Origin of the sequence: Streptomyces sp. NPDC053755 (genome assembly GCF_040677675.1) — a bacterium.
GTDB lineage: Bacteria > Actinomycetota > Actinomycetes > Streptomycetales > Streptomycetaceae > Streptomyces.
The window spans coordinates 59821-79387 of the sequence record NZ_JBFASK010000008.1; the positions used below are offsets into that span (position 1 = coordinate 59821).

The 19567-nt window shown below is 73.2% G+C and carries 19 protein-coding genes and 1 pseudogene; 4 read left to right on the forward strand and 16 right to left on the reverse strand.

Features of this window, described 5'->3' with window-relative positions:
* From AB0K65_RS11020 to AB0K65_RS11080, 13 genes and pseudogenes are all read right to left on the reverse strand, one after another.
* Window positions 1-647 (reverse strand): annotated as a pseudogene (locus tag AB0K65_RS11020) (hypothetical protein); the annotation flags it as partial.
* Window positions 644-1696 (reverse strand): PqqD family peptide modification chaperone, encoded by a 1053-nt coding sequence (locus AB0K65_RS11025; protein ID WP_365715482.1) that lies wholly within the window; start codon window positions 1694-1696, stop codon window positions 644-646. The pseudogene AB0K65_RS11020 and the gene AB0K65_RS11025, both read right to left, overlap by 4 nt.
* A gap of 234 nt (window positions 1697-1930) precedes the next feature.
* Window positions 1931-2110, reverse strand: coding sequence for a thiocillin family RiPP (locus AB0K65_RS11030; protein ID WP_055642953.1), 180 nt, complete (start codon window positions 2108-2110; stop codon window positions 1931-1933).
* 66 nt (window positions 2111-2176) lie between these two features.
* Window positions 2177-2362, reverse strand: a complete 186-nt coding sequence (locus AB0K65_RS11035) for a thiocillin family RiPP (protein ID WP_260615470.1) — start codon at window positions 2360-2362, stop codon at window positions 2177-2179.
* A gap of 48 nt (window positions 2363-2410) precedes the next feature.
* Complete coding sequence (locus AB0K65_RS11040; protein WP_141302866.1) at window positions 2411-2578, reverse strand: thiocillin family RiPP; 168 nt, start codon at window positions 2576-2578, stop codon at window positions 2411-2413.
* Between the two features lie 62 nt (window positions 2579-2640).
* Window positions 2641-2805, reverse strand: coding sequence for a thiocillin family RiPP (locus tag AB0K65_RS11045; RefSeq protein WP_107105427.1), 165 nt, complete (start codon window positions 2803-2805; stop codon window positions 2641-2643).
* Between the two features lie 67 nt (window positions 2806-2872).
* Window positions 2873-3643: a nitroreductase family protein gene (locus tag AB0K65_RS11050; protein ID WP_365715483.1), complete on the reverse strand. Its 771-nt coding sequence runs from the start codon at window positions 3641-3643 to the stop codon at window positions 2873-2875.
* Entirely contained in the window at window positions 3640-5274 is a 1635-nt protein-coding gene (locus AB0K65_RS11055) for a nitroreductase family protein (RefSeq protein WP_365715484.1), read from the reverse strand. The genes AB0K65_RS11050 and AB0K65_RS11055 overlap by 4 nt, the downstream gene beginning before the upstream one ends.
* 242 nt (window positions 5275-5516) lie before the next feature.
* On the reverse strand, window positions 5517-6164 hold the full coding sequence (locus AB0K65_RS11060; protein WP_365715485.1) for a TOMM precursor leader peptide-binding protein: 648 nt from the start codon (window positions 6162-6164) through the stop codon (window positions 5517-5519).
* 47 nt (window positions 6165-6211) lie between these two features.
* A complete protein-coding gene (locus AB0K65_RS11065) occupies window positions 6212-7753 on the reverse strand; it encodes a YcaO-like family protein (protein ID WP_365715486.1) in 1542 nt (513 codons plus the stop codon).
* Window positions 7750-8805, reverse strand: a complete 1056-nt coding sequence (locus AB0K65_RS11070; RefSeq protein ID WP_365715487.1) for an ABC transporter permease — start codon at window positions 8803-8805, stop codon at window positions 7750-7752. Before AB0K65_RS11070 ends, AB0K65_RS11065 begins: the two co-directional genes overlap by 4 nt.
* Window positions 8802-9728 (reverse strand): ABC transporter ATP-binding protein, encoded by a 927-nt coding sequence (locus tag AB0K65_RS11075; RefSeq protein WP_365715488.1) that lies wholly within the window; start codon window positions 9726-9728, stop codon window positions 8802-8804. Before AB0K65_RS11075 ends, AB0K65_RS11070 begins: the two co-directional genes overlap by 4 nt.
* A 112-nt stretch (window positions 9729-9840) precedes the next feature.
* Window positions 9841-10095, reverse strand: a complete 255-nt coding sequence (locus tag AB0K65_RS11080; protein ID WP_365715489.1) for a hypothetical protein — start codon at window positions 10093-10095, stop codon at window positions 9841-9843.
* Between the two features lie 605 nt (window positions 10096-10700).
* Between AB0K65_RS11080 and AB0K65_RS11085 the strand changes: the two genes are divergently transcribed.
* Window positions 10701-11153, forward strand: coding sequence for a VOC family protein (locus AB0K65_RS11085; protein ID WP_365715490.1), 453 nt, complete (start codon window positions 10701-10703; stop codon window positions 11151-11153).
* An 11-nt stretch (window positions 11154-11164) separates the two neighbouring features.
* Here AB0K65_RS11085 and AB0K65_RS11090 read toward each other — a convergent pair whose 3' ends face one another.
* A complete protein-coding gene (locus AB0K65_RS11090; protein WP_365715491.1) occupies window positions 11165-11761 on the reverse strand; it encodes a DUF1203 domain-containing protein in 597 nt (198 codons plus the stop codon).
* Window positions 11762-12099: 338 nt separating this feature from the next.
* Between AB0K65_RS11090 and AB0K65_RS11095 the strand changes: the two genes are divergently transcribed.
* Window positions 12100-13404 carry a M28 family peptidase gene (locus AB0K65_RS11095; RefSeq protein ID WP_365715492.1) on the forward strand — a complete coding sequence of 435 codons (1305 nt, stop codon included), beginning with the start codon at window positions 12100-12102 and terminating at the stop codon, window positions 13402-13404.
* Window positions 13405-13477: 73 nt separating this feature from the next.
* Here the strand turns inward: AB0K65_RS11095 and AB0K65_RS11100 are convergent, their stop codons facing one another.
* Window positions 13478-14656 (reverse strand): DUF2092 domain-containing protein, encoded by a 1179-nt coding sequence (locus AB0K65_RS11100; RefSeq protein ID WP_365715493.1) that lies wholly within the window; start codon window positions 14654-14656, stop codon window positions 13478-13480.
* A gap of 200 nt (window positions 14657-14856) precedes the next feature.
* Window positions 14857-15867 carry a polyprenyl synthetase family protein gene (locus AB0K65_RS11105; RefSeq protein ID WP_365715494.1) on the reverse strand — a complete coding sequence of 337 codons (1011 nt, stop codon included), beginning with the start codon at window positions 15865-15867 and terminating at the stop codon, window positions 14857-14859.
* A 175-nt stretch (window positions 15868-16042) separates the two neighbouring features.
* Here AB0K65_RS11105 and AB0K65_RS11110 point away from each other — a divergent pair, with 175 nt between their 5' ends.
* Window positions 16043-17548 carry a peptide MFS transporter gene (locus tag AB0K65_RS11110; RefSeq protein WP_365715495.1) on the forward strand — a complete coding sequence of 502 codons (1506 nt, stop codon included), beginning with the start codon at window positions 16043-16045 and terminating at the stop codon, window positions 17546-17548.
* A gap of 9 nt (window positions 17549-17557) precedes the next feature.
* Window positions 17558-19555, forward strand: coding sequence for a CocE/NonD family hydrolase (locus AB0K65_RS11115; RefSeq protein WP_365715496.1), 1998 nt, complete (start codon window positions 17558-17560; stop codon window positions 19553-19555).
* Window positions 19556-19567 lie beyond the last annotated feature (12 nt).

Sequence of the window (19567 nt, forward strand, 5' to 3'; positions counted from 1 at the left end):
CCGGTGGCGCCGGGGGCGGTGGCCGCCTCGGTGGCACCGTGGGGGCCGGGCGTGCCGACGGTGGTCAGCGTGGAGAACGGGCTGGTCTTCACGGCTGCCCGGGTCACGTAGGAGTAGAGGGTGCGCAGGTTGCGGGTCTCGGCGGGGCGGCGGCGCGGGCGGCCGTGGCGCAGCCAGTCCGGGGCGGCCAGCGCCGCGGCCCGGGCGAACGCCGGGTCGTCGAGGTGGCCGGCGAGCGCGGACGGGGCCGCCGCGCGGTCCTCGGCCAGCAGGGCGTCGAGCCGTCGGACGGTCTCGTCGCGCAGCCGGACGGCCGCCTGCCAGCCGGTGAAGGCCGCGGCCCCCGCGGGGCCCGCCAGCTCGGCGACGCGGGGCGGCAGTTCGTCGCCCCAGGGCAGGGCCCGCAGCCGGTGCACGGCCCGTTTGGCGGCCAGCACCAGGCGGCGCAGCGGCACCTCCTTGTCCAGGAGGGGCACCAGCGGGAAGCAGACGTCCTCCAGGGCGGGCCGTCGGCGCTCCAGTGCGGCGTGGGCGTCCGCGGCCTCGGTGATCGCCCGCCGGGTGGCGGGGCCGGTGAGGTCCAGGGCCTCGGTGGGCAGGCCGCCCACCCGGGTGAGCAGCGGTCCGGAGATCTCGGGGGCGGTCACGGCATCGACCGTCCGACCAGGGCGAACGACCAGATCAGCGACTGGACGACGAAGTAGCCCAGCGCCACGGTGTAGACGCTGCACACGATGCCGTACGTGACGTGCAGGCGGCGGCTGCGCGCCGGCATCCGCTCCAGGAAGCCCGGCAGCGGGCGGCCCAGCAGACGGTGCTTCAGCAGGGCGAAAGCGCGGCCCCGCGCGTCGACGAGACCGAAGCCGGCTTCCAGAGCGGCGTAACCGTCGCTCGGCAGCATCGGGTTGATGTTGGTGACCAGGTTGAGCATCTGGAAGAGGAGCAGCGCCCCGGCCACCTGGGCGGCCGGTCCGTCCGTGGTGAGCACGAGCAGGGCGGCGGCGCCGGTGAACCAGCCGTCGCTGAGCGGTCCGGCGACGGCGAGCAGGACGCGGCCGCCGCGGGAGCGGACGCGATAGGCGTCGGTGCGGTCGACGTAGGCGAGGGGCATGAAATAGAACAGCAGCGCCACTCCGAGGCCGCGTACGGGCACCTTGAGCACCTGGCACACCATGGCGTGCGCGCTCTCGTGCACGAGGATCTGGAAGAGCATCAGGCCGATCGCGACGAGGGTTCCGGCGCCGAGCAGTTCCTCGGCCGGCGGGGCGGAGGTCAGGACCGTGTAGAGGCCGAGCAGGATGCCCAGGAGGCCGCCGCCGGCGAAGACGCCGACCGACAGCCGGGCGGGCACCCGGCGCAGCAGCCGGGCGGCGGGCTCCAGGACCGTGGGCAGCGAGCGGGTGAGGACGAAGCGGGGCATGAGCATGGTGGTGCCGAAACGGCCGCCGGCGCGCTTCTTGGGCGCCCGCTCCGGTTCGGTGCCGACGAGCAGGCCGCTGCGGGTCAGCTCCCCGACGAAAGTGTCCAGTTCGCCGCGCACGCCCGCGGCGGGGACCCCCCGGCGCTCGGCCATCAGGGCCGACAGCTCGTCCAGCGAGTGCGTTCCGTCGAACTGGCGGAGCAGGGCCGCCGCCGACTTGGTCAGCCGGTGGTAGGTCCCGCCCTGCGGGTCGAACACCAGGGGGTGATCGTCCATCCCCCGGATGATCTCCAGATCCTCCCGGAGTTTGGGTGCAGTGCACACATCCACGGCGCGGTTCCTCCCTCCGCTGCGGCGGCCGGGCCCGCTACCGTGCCGGGCCGCCTGGCTCTAATCTGGTGTGGTGCGGTCCGGTTCGGGGAAAGCGAACCGGACTGGTGACTGAGGGGCCCTGGGCCCCGGGGTACTAGGACCACCCCGGAGCCCAGGATCCGACTCGGCCGAGGCCGGTCAGCCGCCCTGGCTGGAGACGCTGCTCATGGAGCCGACGCAGCCCACGGGGCAGCTGGCGGAGCCGGCGCAGGCGCCGCAGAAGGCGGTGGTGAAGCCGGGGCTCACCGCGTCCTGGAGGACCTCCAGGTCGAGGGACTCCGACCACAGCTCGAGCTCGTTGTCGAGGTTCTCGTTCATGCGGTTCACTTCCTTTCGAGTGCCTGGCGTGCAGGCGGTTGGGGTGACGGTGGTGGAGCGGGCGCTCTAGCCGAAGCTGGAGGCGCTCGCGGACGAGGAGGCGGTGCTCGTCGGGCACGAGGCCGTCGAGGCGGTGCCGGCGGTCGCCCAGGTGCCGAGGGCGACGCCCTCCTTCAGGGGCTCCAGACCGAGCGCGTCCGAGGCCAGCTCGTCGGCGGACAGGTCCAGTTCGAGGTCGTCGAAGTCCTGCATGCGAGGGATTCCTTCCTGTGGGGTGGAGTTGTCCGGGGAGACCGGGGGTCAGCCGATGGTCGACGCGGACGACGCGGTGGCCGCGGACGTGCCGGGGCAGGACGCGGTCGAAGCGGATCCGGCGCAGAAGAAGCAGCCGAGGGCGTTGCCCTCCGGAAGCTCCTCGATCGCCAGCTCGTCACCGTCGATGACGTAGAGCTCGAGGTTGTTCTCCATGGTGTTCACCTCCTTCCGGGGTGTGGTGCGGGCGGCCGGGCGGGCCGGCCGGGGCGGGCGGATCACCCGTAGGTGGAAGCGCTGCTGACGGACGACGCGGACGTCGCCGGGCAGGACGCGGTCGAGGCGGATCCGGCGGACGCCCAGCTCGCGAGGGCGTTGCCCTCGGGCAGTTCCTCGATCGCCAGTTCCTCGGCGTCGACGGCGTACAGCTCGATGTCCTCCATGCGAGGCACCTCCTCAGGTGTCGTGGGTTGGTTCACGGGCTCCCGCTCCCGGTGGGGGCGGGAAGTGTCAGGGGGCCGGCGGCAGGCCCAGGGCCAGCGCGAAGATCTGCTGGCGGGTCGTTCCGTCGCTGAGCAGCGGTCCGCGGACGGCGGCCGGGATGAAGCCGGCGAAGACGCTGCCGACGAGGCCGTGGGCGACGCCGTCCAGCCACATCGCGTACGCGGCGGCTCCGGCACGGGTGAGCAGCAGCCGGTAGCCGTGGCCGCCGTGGCGCCGGACCGCGGCGTCCAGGGGCACCCCGACGGAGATGATCGCGGCGGCGTCGGAGAACTCCGGCTGCAGCGTCAGGCCGTAGCGGGCCGCTCCGGTGGGCAGCTCCATCACCGGGGTGAAGGAACGCGCCGCCGGGTCGAAGCGGTGGACGGCGGGGGCGACCCCGGTCAGCCGGTGCGCGACGACGGTGAGTTCGAGCGGACAGGCCGCGTCGGGCCCGTCCTCCTCGCCGGCCGCGTCCGGGTCCGGTGCGGGGTCCGCGTCCAGGTCCAGGGCGCGGGTCATGATGCCGGCCAGCAGTCCGGCGGGCAGCGGCTCCGGGGAGAAGCCGCGCAGCGAGCGCCGGTGCTCGAGGGTGGTCAGCAGGTCGAGGGGAGCCGTCCGGGGCGTGTACGGGTCGACCGTGACGGTCGGCCCGAGGGCGGCGGGGGCCGGTACGGGCGGGGCGTGGTTCGGTCCGGACGGGGCCGGTGCGGGGCGTTCGGCGAGTGCCGTGGTGCCGGCGCCGCGCTGCTCGCGGAAGGACACCAGCATGTCCATGGCCAGTTCGTGCGGGGCGCTCACAGGGCTCCTCCCAGGTCGACGAGGGTGGTGATCGGTTCCAGGTCGGGGTCGATCCCCAGGGCAGCGGCCACCGCGAGGTCGTCCCAGCGGGTGCGGACCGCGCACGGCAGGCCCAGCGCGGTCGCGGCGGCGCGCAGCGTGGCGGTGGCGCAGCCGGCGTCCAGCAGGACGATCCGCAGGGCGAACGCGGAGTACTTCTTGGCGACCTTGGTGAAGTCGCCGGTGAGGACGACCGTCGCGGGCGCCTCCCCGGGGACCGCCCCGGGGTCGGCCGCGAGCCTGGCCAGCCGGTGTTCGGAGGCCACGTAGCCGTAGACGCCGGGCTCCAGGCCGGGGACGTCACGGACCACGAGGTGGGCGACGACGGAGCCGATGTTGCCGCCGCTCGCCGTCCAGCGCTGCACCCGGCCGGGCATGACGCCCCGGCGGCCGGCGGTGACGGCGAGGAGCAGGGCGGTGGTCCGGGCGTCGGGCGCGCCGGGCCGGTCCTCGGGGGCGGCGGGGGACCGCAGGGACGCGAGCGGTGGCTCCGGCAGTGGCACGGCGGCCGCGACGGGCCAGGTCTTCTCGTCGTTCTGGAGGGCGATGTTCGACGGTTTGTAGTGCGCCTGGTGTGCCTTGCCGTCGGCGTACTCCTTGGGCGGGAAGGCGATCGCCGCTTCGTAGCGCGCGGCGAGCGGTGGGGCGACCGGCTCGCCGGGCGCGGCCGAGCAGTGCGGGCAGCCGGGCCGGGTGGCGGCGGAGCGGCGCTGCTGCGAGAGGTCCGCCAGGTCGACGGTGCGCCACTGGGACGGCAGGGGGCTGGGCGTGCTCCGGGAGAGCAGCGCGAACAGGTCCCGGGCGAAGAGCGCGGCGGCCAGGTCGGCGTCGCCGGGCAGCGGCGCCCGGTCGTCCGCCGGGTCCTCCGCCGTGCGGCAGGCCAGGCAGGGGGTGAACGCGAGGTCGACGTAGGGCCCGAGGTGGGCGGTGCGGCCGGTGAGCGCGAGCCGGATCAGCGGGACGCCGGTCCGGGCGCAGGAGGCGGCGAGCGCCGCCGAGGAGGCCGGGTCGGGTCCGGCGACGACCACGAGGGTGCTGTCGGGCGCCGGCCGGGTGCCGGTGCCGGCGGTGGTGTCCACGAGCGAGCCGGCGAGGTGGCGGCGGGCGGCGTCGGCCAGGGGACCGGTGCCGAAGACCTCGACGCGGGCCCGGGCCAGCCGCTCCAGGGCCTCCTCCCAGGCGTGGTTGGCGCCGGTGGAGTCGCCGATGCGGGAGAGGAAGTCGGCGAGCGGGGCGGGCACCGCCGCCGCCCGGGAGGCCCGCTCCGGAGAGGCGGCCTCCTCGACGAGGCCGCAGGTCCACAGCAGCGACAGGGCCTTGAAGACGGTGCCGGCCGGGATGCCGAGGGTGTCGGCCACGTCCTCGTGGCCTCGGCTGCCGTCGAGCAGCGGAAGCATGCGGGGCAGCAGTTCCCGGGCGGCGGCGCCGCGCAGCAGCTGCTTCTTCGGGGTTCCCTCGACGACGAGGGCTTCGGGCGTGTGGTGCAGGGAGAGTCCGCGCCGGAGCCTGGGTCGTGCCGGGACGTGGAACTGCGGGTCGTTCAGGGCGGCCGAGGCCATGGCTTCGGCGGTGATCACAGAGTGGTCCGGCATCGAGGCCTCCTTTCCGGTTCGGGACGTGTGCGCGGGGCGTGCGGGGCGCGGGGTGCGGAACGCGTGCGCTGGCGTGCGGGTCGTGTGCGCGGGTGACCGGCTCGGCACGCGGGGCGCCGGCGGGGTGTCGTACGGGCTCGGGGGCGCGGTAGGACGGTCGTACGGGTTCGCGGGCGCCGGGGAGGGCGTCGTACGGGTTCGAGCGCGGGGTGGGGTCGGCCGGCCGGTGGCGGCGGCCGGGGTCACCGGACCGGGAGGGCCGCGAGTTCCGCTGCGATCGTCGCGAACCGCTCCAGGCGGCTCTCGGGGGTGCGGACCGGCCGGCAGCGGGCACACCGGTCGACGGCGACGACCGCCGAGCCCGACGTGGCGCCCTCCACCAGGCCGAAGATCCGGACGGTGGCGCCGATGCCCTCCGCCGCGCCCGGGTCGCCGGGTGCGGCCAGGGCCTCGTGCACCGCCTGGTCCGCGAGGCCCACGGCGATGGCGACGTGGTGCGGGGCGTGACCGGAGACCGGCGGGGCGGTGGTCCCGCCCGGGGTGTGGTCCGTCGTCGGAGCGGTGTGCTGGGCGCGGCGACGGGTGTAGCAGCGGTGGCACGCGGTGCGGCCGGGCACGACCACCGGTCCGCACCGCAGATCGAGGGGTCCCGCCTGGACGGGGAACCAGGGCCGGTTCCAGGCGTGGGCGCTGGCGTCCACCATGTCGGCCAGCACCTCCCGGCCCTGTCCGGTGGCCAGCACGATCAGGTCGCTGTCGGGCCACAGGCTGGGGTGGGTGCCCTGGTTCACGTCGAGCACGGTCGACTCGGGGTAGCGGGCGGCCAGCCCTTCGGCGACGGCCGCGCCGAACGCTCCCGCGGTGAGGATCAGCAGGCGCGGATCGGTCATCTTCGGACTCCTCGTCGGACGTTCACGGCGGGTGGGACGGTCGGGGGTCAGGCGAAGGGCTGGGGGTGCGGGTTGATGTCGGCCTCGCCGCGTACGGGGTGGCCCATGGCGGCGGGTGCCGCGTAGAGCCGGGGGTGCGCCAGATAGCGGGCGCGGTGGACGAAGGAGAGCGGCATGAGCTGGGGGACGAGCATCCGGACGACGGTGGCCCCGACCTGCTCGGCCTCGTCGGTGGTGAGGTCGACGGCGACGACCTCGCAGCCCGCGGCGTGCAGCCGCTCCAGCAGCCAGGCCAAGGCCGGCAGCGGTTCCTCGGACGGTGCCCGGGGAAGGTCGCGCAGCCCGTGCACGGGGCGTTCGCCCTCCAGCAGGAAGTCGAAGCGGTGCCGCTGGGACAGCGGGCCGGACAGCAGGGCGCCGTCGACGACGCTGACGATGTCCTCCTCCGCCGCCGGAGCGGTGGTGGCCGCGTCCTTCTCGGCGGCCCGCGCCATGTGGCGCAGCGCGATCCGCAGGGAGGACGCCTCGCGGTAGAGCTTGGCGATCCCCTTGCCGGGGTCGAGCTCCGCCGTCGCCGCGACGAGCTGGGCGATGACGCGGTCGTCGTCGGCGAGCTGCACCCCGTAGATCACCGGGATGCCGAGGTCGGTGGTCGCGTCGTAGAGCCGGGTCCGCAGCCGTTCGCTGCTGCCCCGCTCCACGAAGGCCCGGTACTCCGGTGCCAGTTCGGCCGGGTCGAACTCCAGCCGGGGCAGTCGCAGCCGCTGGAGCCAGGTCAGTGCGATGGCGTCGCGTTCGACGATCTCCAGGATGCCGTTGACGACGGCGGCGGCCGGGTCTGAGTGCGCGGCGCAGCCGGTCGAGACCGGGTGGACGTAGCGCTCGGCGATCGACTCCACCGGGTTCTTCAGCCAGACCTGCATCGCCGGGACGTAGACCGGGCGGTTGCGGGTGAAGGACCAGCCGCGCACCCAGCGCATCGGCCCGTCCGGGTCGGTGGGGACGAGGCCGCTGCGGGGGTCGGCCAGTTCGGCCGGGGAGCACCGGGGCCAGCGGTCGCTGGGGATGGCGTCCTCGCCGAGTTCGGCGGCGGTCGCCCAGACGATCTGCTCGGGGTCCCGTGCGCAGGAGGAGTACCGTTCCAGCGACTCGGCGACCGCGAGGTGCGCGGCGCGCTCCGGGTCGAGGTCGCCGCCTGCGCCGTCGAAATTGCCCGAGCTGGGGTTGTGCTCCCAGCCGGTCTGTTCGCTGAGCACTTCGCCGGGGTTGCCGAGCGAGGCGGTGAAGATCGGGAAGTCGGGCTCGCCCTCGGCGACGGGGAGCCGCGTGACGCGGTTCACCAGGCCGTACGAGGAGGCCAGCCGGCCGATCCGGAGGAGCGAGTCGGGTATCGGGGGGTGTTCCGGGCCGGGGCCGGCCCCTCGACCGGGGCGAACGGTGAGCGTGGTGCCGGCCGGGCCGGCATCCGTAGTGCCGGCCGGGGTGCCGGCCGTCGCGTCGAGGCCGCCGCCGGTCGTGGCCGTGGGTCTGACATCCGCCCGGGTGACGGTCCCGGCAGGGGTCTCGGTCGGTGTGTACGGCGTCATCATCCACGCTCCGTGTCCCAGCGGAACGTCCGTGCCGCGAGGGCCGTGAGCCCCGCGGCCGTCGCCGCCATCACTGTCCAGTCGAGCCACAGGGCGTGGCGGGTGATCCCGCCGACCACGTCGTGGCGGAGGGCGTCTCCGAACATCGCCAGCGGGGTCCAGGAGAGCGGACCGGCCACCGAGTCGGGGAGGAGTTCGAGGGGGAAGAGCAGTCCGGTGCTCATCAGCAGGACCGGTGTCAGCAGCCCCGAGATCGCATTGGTCACCTCGGGCGAGGAGAGCAGTCCGCCCAGCAGGTAGCCCAGGGCGAGCAGCATCACCAGTCCGATGGCCGTGGTCAGCAGCAGCCGCAGCATCGAGGCGGGTTCCAGCAGTCCGCCGGCGACGGCGCCCGTTCCCATCAGGGCGAGTACCGCCAGGGCCAGCAGACCGCGGCCCGGGAGCAGCGAGAGCAGGACGGCGGGCCGCCGCGCCGGGGTCGTGGACAGCAGCCGCAGGGTGCCGCTGGCCCGCATCGCCACGAGGGCGGAGGCGGTGCCGGTCAGGGCGAGCGAGAGCAGCGCGAAGGCGAGGACGCCGGGGATCACGAAGGCCATGGGGTCGAAGAGCGCGGACCCGTCGTTGCCGACGGCCGCCACCTCCCAGCCCTGCCAGCCGGTGCCGTCCAGCGCGGCGCGGACCGCCGCGACCACCGAGGGCTGTTCCGGGTCGACGGCCATCCGCAGGGTGCGGGAGGCCGCGTCGGGGACGATCACCGCCGCCTTGCCCGGCTGTGGGCCGGCTTCGGGGACGGCGACGGCGGTACTGCCCCCGCCGAGGGCGTCCTGGAGGGCGGTCGCCTGGGGGGCGGGGCCGACGACCGCGAGGTCGAAGGGGCCCCGTACCCAGGTGAGCTGCATGAGGACGACGAAGAACACCGCCATCAGGAGCGGGAAGACCACGCTGAAGAAGAGTGCCGCGGGATCGCGCAGCAGCTGTCGGGTCATGGCCCGGGAGAGCGCCTTCCACTGGCGCGTCGTCGACACGGGTGGTGCGCTGAGGCCGATGGGGGTCATCGCTTCTCCTCCTGTTCCGGTCCCGGTTCCGGCGAGGTTCCGGTGAGACGGAGGAACACGTCCTCCAAGGTCGCGGGGCGCGGCCGGACGTCGGCCGTGGGGTCGAGCCCGGTGATCCACGCGGCGGCGGCGTGCGGGTCGTCCGCCGTCGCCTCGAACCGCATCCGGCCCGAGCGGCCGGTCGCCTCCACGGCCGTCATGGCGTCGCCGAAGCGTGCGCGCACCCGGTCGGCGAGGTCGGCCTGTTCGGTGCGTACGGACACGACACCTCCCGGGGCGTGCCGGGCGATCAGCTCCGTCGGGGAGCCGGCCGCCACCATCCGCCCTTCGTGCATGACGGCGAGGCGGTCGCACATCTCCTCGGCCTCGGCCATGGCGTGGGTGGTGAGCAGGAACGTGGTGCCGCCGGCCTGGGCCCTGCGGATGAGGTCCCAGACGGCGTGCCGGGCGTGCGGGTCGAGTCCGGTGGTGGGCTCGTCGAGGACCACCACGGGGGTGTCCCCGACCAGCGCCGTGGCGAGCAGCAGCCTCTGCTGCTGACCGCCGGAGAGCCGGGCGGCGCGCGCTCCCGCCTTCTCGGCCAGGCCGATCTCGTCGAGCAGGGCGTCCACGTCCCGGGGCGCCGGATACAGCGCGGCCCAGGTCTCCAGGGTCTCCCGCACCTTCAGCCTCGGGAAGAGGCTGGCCTGTTGGGGCTGGAGGGCGAGGGAGGCGCGCAGCACGTCGGTCCGGGCGAGCGCGTCCTCGCCGAGGACGCGGATCGATCCCGCGTCGGGCCGGCGCAGTCCCGCGATGGCCGAGATGGTGCTCGTCTTGCCGGCTCCGTTGCGGCCGAGGAGTCCGAAGATCTCACCCGGGGCGACGGAGAAGGAAATTCCCGCCACCGCCTCGATGTCGGCGTATCTCACCCGCAGGTCGGCCACTTCGAGGATGTTTTCCGTACTACCCCGGTATTCCGTGGCACGTGGGAGCTGACTTGTCATGACCATCTCTGCTCTCGCCCTTCGAATCAGCGGTCGGAGAAAGGGGCGGGAACTACTGCCAGCCGTTGACGGGCTTGCAGTGCGGGATCCCGATCGGGTGCGGCCCGTTCGACAGGTGCGCCGGGTACGGCAGGTGGTGCAGGTCCGCCTGGATCTCGCAGATCAGCTCGCCGACCTCGGGCGGTACGGTCACCGGCCACTGCCGGCCGCCGTCCTGGCCGCCGTCCTGACCGGCGTACGGGGCCGCGGTCCGGTCGGTGCTCCGCGGGTCACCCTGCTGGGCGGCGGACGCGTTGCCCGCTGCCACCGTGAAACCGGCGATCGTCAGAGCCAGACAAACCGCTGTCGAAGTGAATCGGTTCCGCACTGTTTCCCCCTGGGTTCCGTTTCCGTGTTCCCTCTGCGTTTCCGCTGAGAAAGACAATGCCAGCGGGGTGGGGGCCTCTCCATGGAAAACCGTGTCAGCTTGCTGCAGGAGGCGCTGCAACAAGCTGACGGAGAACGGAAATCGCTGGTCGGCGCTGCGGGAAAGCCGACGACGGGCCAGGGGCGGGGCCGTGCGGGGGCGGGCCGCCGAAGGGCTGGTGCGAACGCCGGTGCGTGCCGCCGAGGGGCCGGAGCGGGCCGAGGGAAAGCCGGGGCGAAGCCGGCCTGAGCGCAAGGCGCCGCCGGTCCAGGGAGGTCCCGCCGGGTCGGGCGCCCGGCCGCTCCCGGACGGCCGGCGGTCACCCGCGCGGCGCCGGATACGCCCGCGCGGCGCCGTAGGGGCGGCGGTCACCCGCGCGGCGCCGGACGGCCGGCCGCTCCCGCTGCGGGGTGCGCCCGCGCGGTCCAGGTGGGTCCTGCCTCGTCAGGGTGTCCCGTCGTCATGCCTGTCGCGCCCCGGGCCGCGGAGCCAGTACGACTGGTCACATGACTCCGATCCACTGGAAGCTCGTGCTCGACTGCACCGACCCGCACGCACAGGCGGTCTTCTGGGCCGCCGCCCTCGGCTACGAGGAGGAGGACCACAGCGCGTTCATCGCCCGGCTCCTGGACACCGGCGCCGCGCCGGCCGAGGCGACCCAAACCGTCTCCGGCCGTCTCGCCTGGCGCGATCTGGCCGCTGTCCGGCATCCGGACGATCCCCGCGACGCGAAGTCCGACGCCGGCCTCGGACGCCGCATCCTCTTCCAGCGGGTTCCGGAGGAGAAGACGGTCAAGAACCGGCTCCACCTCGACCTGCACCCGGGCCCGGACGCCCGCGACGCCGAGGTCGCCCGCCTGGAGACGCTGGGCGCCTCGGTCCAGCGCCGGGTGGCGGAGCAGGGCGGTACGTGGGTGGTGATGACGGACCCCGAGGGGAACGAGTTCTGCGTGCAGTAGCCCTGCCGCTCTCACTCCCCTCTGCGCACCTCGAAGTGGAAGCAGCCGTACTCGACCGCCCTGACGTGCACCAGGGCCACGTCCGGGTCGGCGAACGTCTCCGTGAGCGCCTGGTCGAAGGCCTCGGTCGCCGCCTCCGGCAGCTCCAGGAGGCGGCCGCCGAGGATCCGGCCGTCGGCTCCGTAACGGCGCAGCACCCGCGAGGCCCCGGGCCGGGCGAAGGGGTACGACCCGGCGGGAGGCGCCGCCGCGTCCGCCGGGCCCGTGCCACCCGCGCCACGCACACCACCCGCGCCACCCGTGCCGGCCTCGCCACGCACACCACCCGCGCCACCCGCGCCACCCGCGCACTCCCCGGCGTGGACGAAGACCGGCCCCTGCTCGTCGTACGCCCCCGGATCCACACCGTGCGCCGCGGCCCAGCGCCGCAGCGGCGCGTACGAGACGAGAGCCACCCGCTCACCGGGGCGGATCGCCCGCAGGCAGCAGCGCAGGGGGTCGCCGCCCTCCTCGTCGACGTACGGGACACAGGGGCGGCCCGCGTCGTCGGTGACGCGTAGCTCGGCGAGGGCGGCGGGTTCGATGGCGCGTGCGCGGTGGACGGTCATGCTCCCAGCCTCGCGCCCCGCCCCGCCCCGGGCCGGCGTCTTCCGGACGTCGCCCTGGAAGCCGGCGCCTCGCCGCGACGGTCCGTCGCGGCGGCTCGGCCCGCCGTCGCCCCGGCGCGGCGAGCCGCCCGCGGGAAGCCCGGCGGGCCGTCCGATGAGCGAACAGGCGTGACCGGTTTCCGCTCTTGACGAGAAGTCAAACTCTCACTGAACATTCAGCACGCACATCCGTACGACGCACAAACGCACCATGCACAGCTCCAGCGCCTCGCGGCACCCATGCCGCGGGGCGTCTCGCACGTTCCGTCCCATCCCCGTTCGGAATCCGGAGCCCCCACATGAAGTTCTCCGTTCCCAGACGTACCGCCACACTCGCCGTCGTCGCCGCGATGGCCCTCGGCGGGCTCGCCGGGACCACGGCGTCCGCGGCGCCCGGTGCCGCGCTCGCCGCACCCGACATCCCGTTGGCGAACGTCAAGCAGCACCTCACCGACCTCCAGTCGATCGCCAACGCCAACGGCGGCAACCGCGCCCACGGCCGGACCGGCTACAAGGCGTCCATCGACTTCGTGAAGGCCAAGCTCGACGCGGCCGGATACACCACGACCGTCCAGCAGTTCACGACCAGCGGCGCCACCGGCTACAACCTGATAGCCGACTGGCCCGGCGGCGACCCGAACCAGGTCCTCATGGCCGGCGCCCACCTCGACTCGGTCAGCTCCGGCGCCGGCATCAACGACAACGGCTCCGGCTCCGCCGCGGTCCTGGAGACCGCGCTCGCCGTCTCCCGGGCCGGCCTCCAGCCCACGAAGCACCTGCGCTTCGGCTGGTGGGGCGCCGAGGAGCTCGGGCTCGTCGGATCGAAGTACTACGTCGCCAACCTTCCCACCACCGAGCGGGCGAAGGTCAGCGGCTACCTGAACTTCGACATGATCGGCTCGCCGAACCCCGGCTACTTCGTCTACGACGACGACCCGACCATCGAGCAGACGTTCAAGAGCTACTTCGCCGGTATCGGCGTCCCCACCGAGATCGAGACCGAAGGCGACGGCCGCTCCGACCACGCCTCGTTCAAGAACGTCGGCATACCCGTCGGCGGCCTGTTCACCGGTGCGAGCCGGGTGAAGACCAGTGCCCAGGTCCAGAAGTGGGGCGGCACGGCGACGGCCTTCGACCGCTGCTACCACTCCTCCTGCGACACGACCGCGAACATCAACGACACGGCCCTGGACCGCAACAGCGACGCCGTCGCCCACGCGATCTGGACCCTGTCGGGCGGTACTACCACACCGCCCGGCAAGGTCTTCGAGAACACCGCCGACGTCGCGATCCCGGACAACGGCGCCGCGGTGACCTCGACGGTCGACGTCACGGGCATCGCCGGCAACGCCCCGGCCACCCTCAAGGTGGACGTGAACATCGTCCACACCTACCGCGGTGACCTCGTCGTGGACCTCGTCGCCCCCGACGGCTCGGTCTACAACGTGCACAACCGCTCCGGAGGCAGCGCCGACAACCTCGTCGCGACCTACACCGTGAACGCCTCCACCGAGGTCGCCAACGGAGCCTGGAAGCTCCGCGTCCAGGACAAGGCGGCCCAGGACACCGGATACATCAGCGGCTTCAAGCTCACGTTCCCGTAGCCGCGGAGCCAGCAGAACTCCCGGGTGGGCCGGTGACCACCGCCCCCGACCCGCCCGGGGTCCCACCGACGCGTCACTTCGCCGCGTTCGCCGCGTCCACCAGCGCGTCCTTGGTGACCGCACCGACGTACACCTTGCCGTCGTCCGTCAGCAGGGCGTTGACGAGCTTCGTCTTGAAGACCGTGCCCGAGCCGAACTTCCCGGTGACCTTGTCCCCGAGCGCGTCCAGGAAGCCCTGGACCTCCTTCGGGGCCTCGTCCGTCTTCGGGGCGGCGGCGCCGGTGTCGAAGGTCGCGATCGACGTCCAGCCCTCACCGATGACGTTCGGCCCCTCGCCGCCACCGAGGTCCCCGAGACCGCCGAACCGCTCCCCGAACTCCTTGCCGAAGTCCTCCGGGGCCTTCTCGTGCTCCGCGCCGCCCTCCGTCACCTTGGCGCCCTTCGGCACCGTGAAGTCGAACGTGGACGCCGCCGGCCTGCCGAAGTCGACCTTCGTGAAGCCCGCGTCGACGACCGGCTTGCCGCCGTCCACCGAGGTGAGGGTGAACTTCAGCGGGGTGCCGTTCTGCGCGTCCACCGCGACCTTCACCGACTCGACCGTCGAGCCGCTCTGCTTCGGCTTGACGACCAGCTGGTACGCGTCCCGGCCGGCCACCTTCGCCGTGCCGCCCACCGTGATCGACGTGGTGCCGTCCGCGGCCTTCAGGATCTCGTCGGCGAGCTCCTTCGGCGTGGCCGGAAGCTCCTTCTCCGGCGCCTTCCCGGCCCCGTCCGCCTTCTCGTGGAAGACCTCGTTCGACTTGCTGTCGTAGCCCCACACGTCGGAGCCGTTGTGGATCAGGCTGTACTCGTCCGCGCCGTCCAGGATCGTCAGCTTCTGCCGGTCCGGGCCGTCGGCGGCCACGCGCAGCGTGTGCGTGCCCGAGACGAGCTGCGTCAGCTTCTCCTGCGGGTCCGCCGAGGCGGAGCCCGAGCCGCCGCCGAGGGAGCCGGCCAGGCCGGCCACCGACGGCAGGCCCAGGTCGGTGCTCACCTTGAACGTGCCGGACAGCGTCTGCGTGTCCGACGCCGCGATCTTCTCGATCAGCTGCTGGGCCGTGATCTCCGGCAGCTCGGGGTCGCCCGAGGCGGCCAGGGCCGGGACCAGTCCGATGGTCGCGGCGGCCACCCCGGCCACCGCGACCGGGACGACGTAACGGCTCAGCTTGCGGCCCGTGCGTCCGGTGGTCTCAGTGCTGTCGTTCGGTGCCATGGTCTGCCTACCTCCGTGGTCGATGACATCCATCTGACCAAAACGGCGGCACGGAATCGTCAGACTCCGGGCTCAACCTCGCCTACTGCTACGGGATGACGGAACCCTGAGTCGCCCTAGCCCGCGCGGTGGATCACCGTGCGCCCCGGCCCGCGCGGTGGATCACCGTGCGCCCCGGCCCGCGCCGTGCAGCACCGGGGTCAGCCGGCGCGGTGGACCACCGCGTCGCACAGCTCCCGCAGAGCCGCCTTGGCGTACCCGTCCGGCAGCGGCGCCAGCATGTCCCGGGCCTCCTGGGCGTAGCGCACGGTGTCCCGGCGGGCCTGCTCCAGGGCGGGGTGGGCGCGCAGCCGGCGCAGGGCCTCCGCGTGGCGCGCGTCGTCGGTGAGGTCGCTGTCGATGAGCTCGACCAGCTCCACGTCCTCGGGGCGCCCGTGCGCCGCCGCGGCGGCCCGCAGCCGCAGGACGGGGAGCGTGGGGATGCCCTCGCGCAGGTCGGTCCCCGGGGTCTTGCCGGACTCGTGGGAGTCGGAGGCGATGTCGAGGACGTCGTCGGCGAGCTGGAAGGCGACGCCGAGCCGCTCGCCGTACTGCGTGAGGATGCGCACGACGCTCTCGTCGGCGCCGGCCATCATCGCGCCGAAGCGGCAGGAGACGGCGACCAGCGAGCCGGTCTTGCCGCCGAGGACGTCGAGGTAGTGCTCGATCGGATCGCGGTCGCCCTGCGGACCGGCGGTCTCCAGGATCTGGCCGGTGACCAGACGTTCGAAGGCCTCCGACTGGATGCGTACGGCCTCGGGGCCGAGGTCCGCCAGGGTGTGCGAGGCGCGGGCGAAGAGGAAGTCACCCGTGAGGACGGCGATGGAGTTGCCCCAGCGCGCGTTCGCGCTCGGGACGCCGCGCCGGACGTCCGCCTCGTCCATGACGTCGTCGTGGTAGAGCGTGGCCAGGTGGGTGAGCTCGACGACGACGGCCGAGGGCACCACGCCGGGCGCGTACGGGTCGCCGAACTGGGCGGCGAGCATCACGAGCAGCGGCCGGAAGCGCTTGCCGCCGGCCAGGACGAGATGCTGCGCGGCTTCCGTGATGAACGGGATCTCGCTCTTGGTGGCGTCGAGGAGACCTGCCTCCACGGCCGCCAATCCGGTCTGGACATCGGCCTCAAGAGCCTGGTCCCGCACGCTAAGACCGAACGGCCCGACGACGGTCACGAGGGAGTCTCCTGTCTGATGACGCCTGCTGATACTGCCGACGATCACACGGATTGTCGATGTGTCGCTCGATTCGCTCAAGTCAGCGTATCCGGTCGCCTTTCGATCACCATGGGCGCCCGACCGCCTCCCCCGGTATGTTCGTGATCACCTCATACGACCAGGAGTAGGCGTTTTGTCCCGAACGGTGATCGACAGCGACACGGACGGCGAGCGGCCGCCGCCCGAAGACGATCATGCCTTCTTCGGCCAGCCGAAGGGTCTCCTCACCCTCTCGGGCCTGGAGGTCTGGGAACGGTTCTCGTTCCTCGGCATGCAGGCGATCCTCGTCCTCTACTTCGCCGACTCCGTCGCGAACGAGGGCCTGGGCATGGCCCCCGGCACGGCCGCGTCGGTCTCGGCGGCGTACGGCACGCTCGTCTACCTGGTCTCGGTGGCCGGCGGCTGGCTCGCCGACCGGATCCTCGGCTCCTACCGCGCGGTGCTCTGGGGCGGCGTCCTGATCGCCTGCGGCCACTACTCCATGGCGGTGCCGACGGCCGCCATGACCTGGGCCGGCCTGGGGCTGATCAGCGCCGGGACGGGCCTGCTCAAGCCCAATGTGGCCACCATGGTCGGCAAGCTCTACCGCACCGACGACGACCGCCGGGACGCCGGCTTCGCCCTGTACTACATGGCGATCAACATCGGCGCGTTCGCCGGGCCGCTCGTCACCGGCTGGCTCGGCGAGCACCAGGGCTGGCACTGGGGGTTCTCCGCCGCCGCCATCGGGATGACCTTCGGCCTGATCCAGTACGTCACGGGCCGCCGTCACCTGGCCGGGCGAAAGCACTCGGCCGAATTCGCGCTGCCTCCCGACGCCATGCGCCGGGCCGTCCTGACGATCGCCCTCGGGGCCGTCGCCGCGGCCGCTGCCGGAGGTCTGCTCGCCGTCGCCGGGTGGCTGACCATGGACCGCTTCGTGGACCTCCTGACCCTGGTCTCGGTGATCGCCCCGGTCGTCTACTTCCGGGTGATGTTCCGCAGCCCCCGGGTGACCGCCGGGGAGCGCGGCCGCCTCAGGCCGTACCTCGTGCTCTGGCTGGCCTCGGTCGCCTTCAACTTCATCCTCTTCCAGGCGTACTCCACGATGATGCTGCTGGCCGCGAGCAACGCCCGCACCACCCTCCTCGGCTTCGACTTCCCGCCCAGTTGGTACGCCTCCGCCCTCGGCGCCTTCGAGGTGGCGCTCGCGCCGGTCGTGGCCGCCGTCTGGGTCCGGATGGGACGCCGGCAGCCGCACGTCTCCTACAAGATCGCCTTCGGGGTGATCCTGGGCGGCCTGTCCTTCCTCCTCATGGTGCTGCCCACCTCCGGCCACGCCGACGACGCGTACCGGATGGCGGCGTGGTGGATCGTCGGCTCCTACCTCCTGCTCGGCCTGGGAGACGTGCTCCTGGAGACCTCCGGGATGTCCGCCACCAGCAAGCTCGCGCCGAAGGCGTTCAGCAGCCAGACGATGTCGCTCTGGTTCCTCTCGCTCGCACTCGCCAACGGCATCCAGGCCCAGACCGTGAAGCTGTACGACGACGTCTCCAAGCCCGCGTACTTCGGCGTCAACGGCGCCGTCGCCGTGGCGGTGGGTCTCGTCGTGATCGCGATGGCGCCCTGGCTGCGCCGCACCATGCACCCCGTCCACTGAGGACCAGACATGCGCATCCGCACCGCGTTCCCGTACGAGACCACCCGCGACGACGTCCGCATCCCCCTTCCGGACGGCACCAGGCTCTACGCCCGGGTCTGGCGCCCGGTGACGGACGAGCCCGTGCCGGCCCTGCTGGAGTACCTGCCGTACCGCCTCACCGACTGGACGGCGCCCCGGGACTGGCAGCGCCACCCCTGGTACGCCGGGCACGGCTACGCCTCCGTACGGGTCGACGTGCGCGGGCACGGCAACAGCGAGGGGCTGCCCGGCGACGAGTACGACGCGACGGAGCTGGCCGACGGCGTGGCGGTGGTGAACTGGCTCGCCGAGCAGGAGTGGTGCACGGGCCGGGTCGGCATGTTCGGCATCTCCTGGGGCGGCTTCAACTCCCTGCAGATCGCCGCCCTCGCCCCGGAGCCCCTCAAGGCGATCGTCACCGTCTGCTCCACCGACGACCGCTACGACAACGACGTCCACTACATGGGCGGCTCGGTCCTCGCCGTGGACATGCACGCCTGGGCCGCCACCATGCTCGCCTTCGTCTCCCGCCCGCCCGACCCGCTGTACGTGGGGGACGAGTGGCGCGAGATGTGGCTGCGCCGCCTGGAGGCCGTGGACCCCTTCATCCACACATGGCTGGCCCACCAGACCCGCGACGACTACTGGCGGCACGGCAGCGTCTGCGAGGACTACGAGGGCATCCGCTCCGCCGTCCTGGCCGTGGGCGGCTGGCACGACCCGTACCGGGACACCGTCCTCCGGCTCGTCGAGCACCTCCCCCCGGACCGGGTGCGCGGGATCATCGGGCCGTGGTCGCACCAGTACCCGGACCGCGGCCTGCCGCCGGGCCCGGCGATCGGCTTCCTCCAGGAGACCCTCCGCTGGTGGGACCACCACCTGAAGGACGCGGACAACGGCGTGATGGCCGAGCCGCTGCTGCGTTCCTGGATCAGCGGGTCGCACCCGCCGGCCACCGTGTACGACGAGCTGCCGGGCCGCTGGGTCGCCGACCCCGCCTGGCCCTCTCCGCACGTCTCCCCCGTGACGTACGCCTTCCAGGGCGAACCGGTCCTGGTCGACTCGCCCCAGCAGACCGGACTGGACGCCGGGCGCTTCTTCCCCTTCGGCAACGACGCCGACCTGCCGCCCGACCAGCGCGACGAGGACGCCCACTCGGCCTGCTTCGACTTCGCCGTACCGCAGGACGGCGGGCCCCTGGAGATCCTGGGCCGTCCGCGGGTGAGCCTCTCCCTGCGCGCCGCGGCTCCGACCGGGCAGGTGATCGCCCGCCTCTGCGACATCGCGCCGGACGGCTCCTCGACCCTCGTCACCCGGGGGGTGCTGAACTTCTCCGCCCGTCACGGCCGCGACCGAGCCGTGCCGGCGCGGCCGGGCGAGAGCGAGGACTTCGTCTTCGAGCTGAACGGCATCGGCCACGCCTTCCCGCCCGGCCACCGGGTCCGGCTCGCCGTCTCCTCGACGTACTGGCCGTGGATCTGGCCCCAGCCGGACGCGGCGGGCTTCACCCTCGACCCGGTCTCCTCGCACCTGACCCTCCCGGTCCGCCGCCCCACCCAGGACCGGGTGGAGTGGGAGGAGCCGGAGCAGTCCGAGCCGCTGGGCGTGAGCTTCCCGGTCACGCTGGAGGAGCCCCGCCCGGAACGGCTCGTGGTGCGCGACGTCGCCGCGGGCGAATGGCGGCTGGAGGTCGATCCCCGCTACGGCGGCACGCGGGTCTATCCGGACGGCCTCGAATTCGGCGAGGACGCGCGGGAGACGTACACGATCGACGAGAGCGGTCCGCTCTCGGCCCGTACCCACTCGGAATGGGCGATCCGGCTGCACCGGCCGGAATTGGCGTGGGACGTCACCGTCGACACCCGTTCCGAGATCAGTTGCGAGGCCGACGTATTCGTCACCTCGAACGAGGTGGTGTGCAAGGAGGGCGACGACGTTCTCTTCCACCGGACGTGGGAGAAGCGCATTCCGCGAACCGCCGGGTGACGCCCGGGTGGA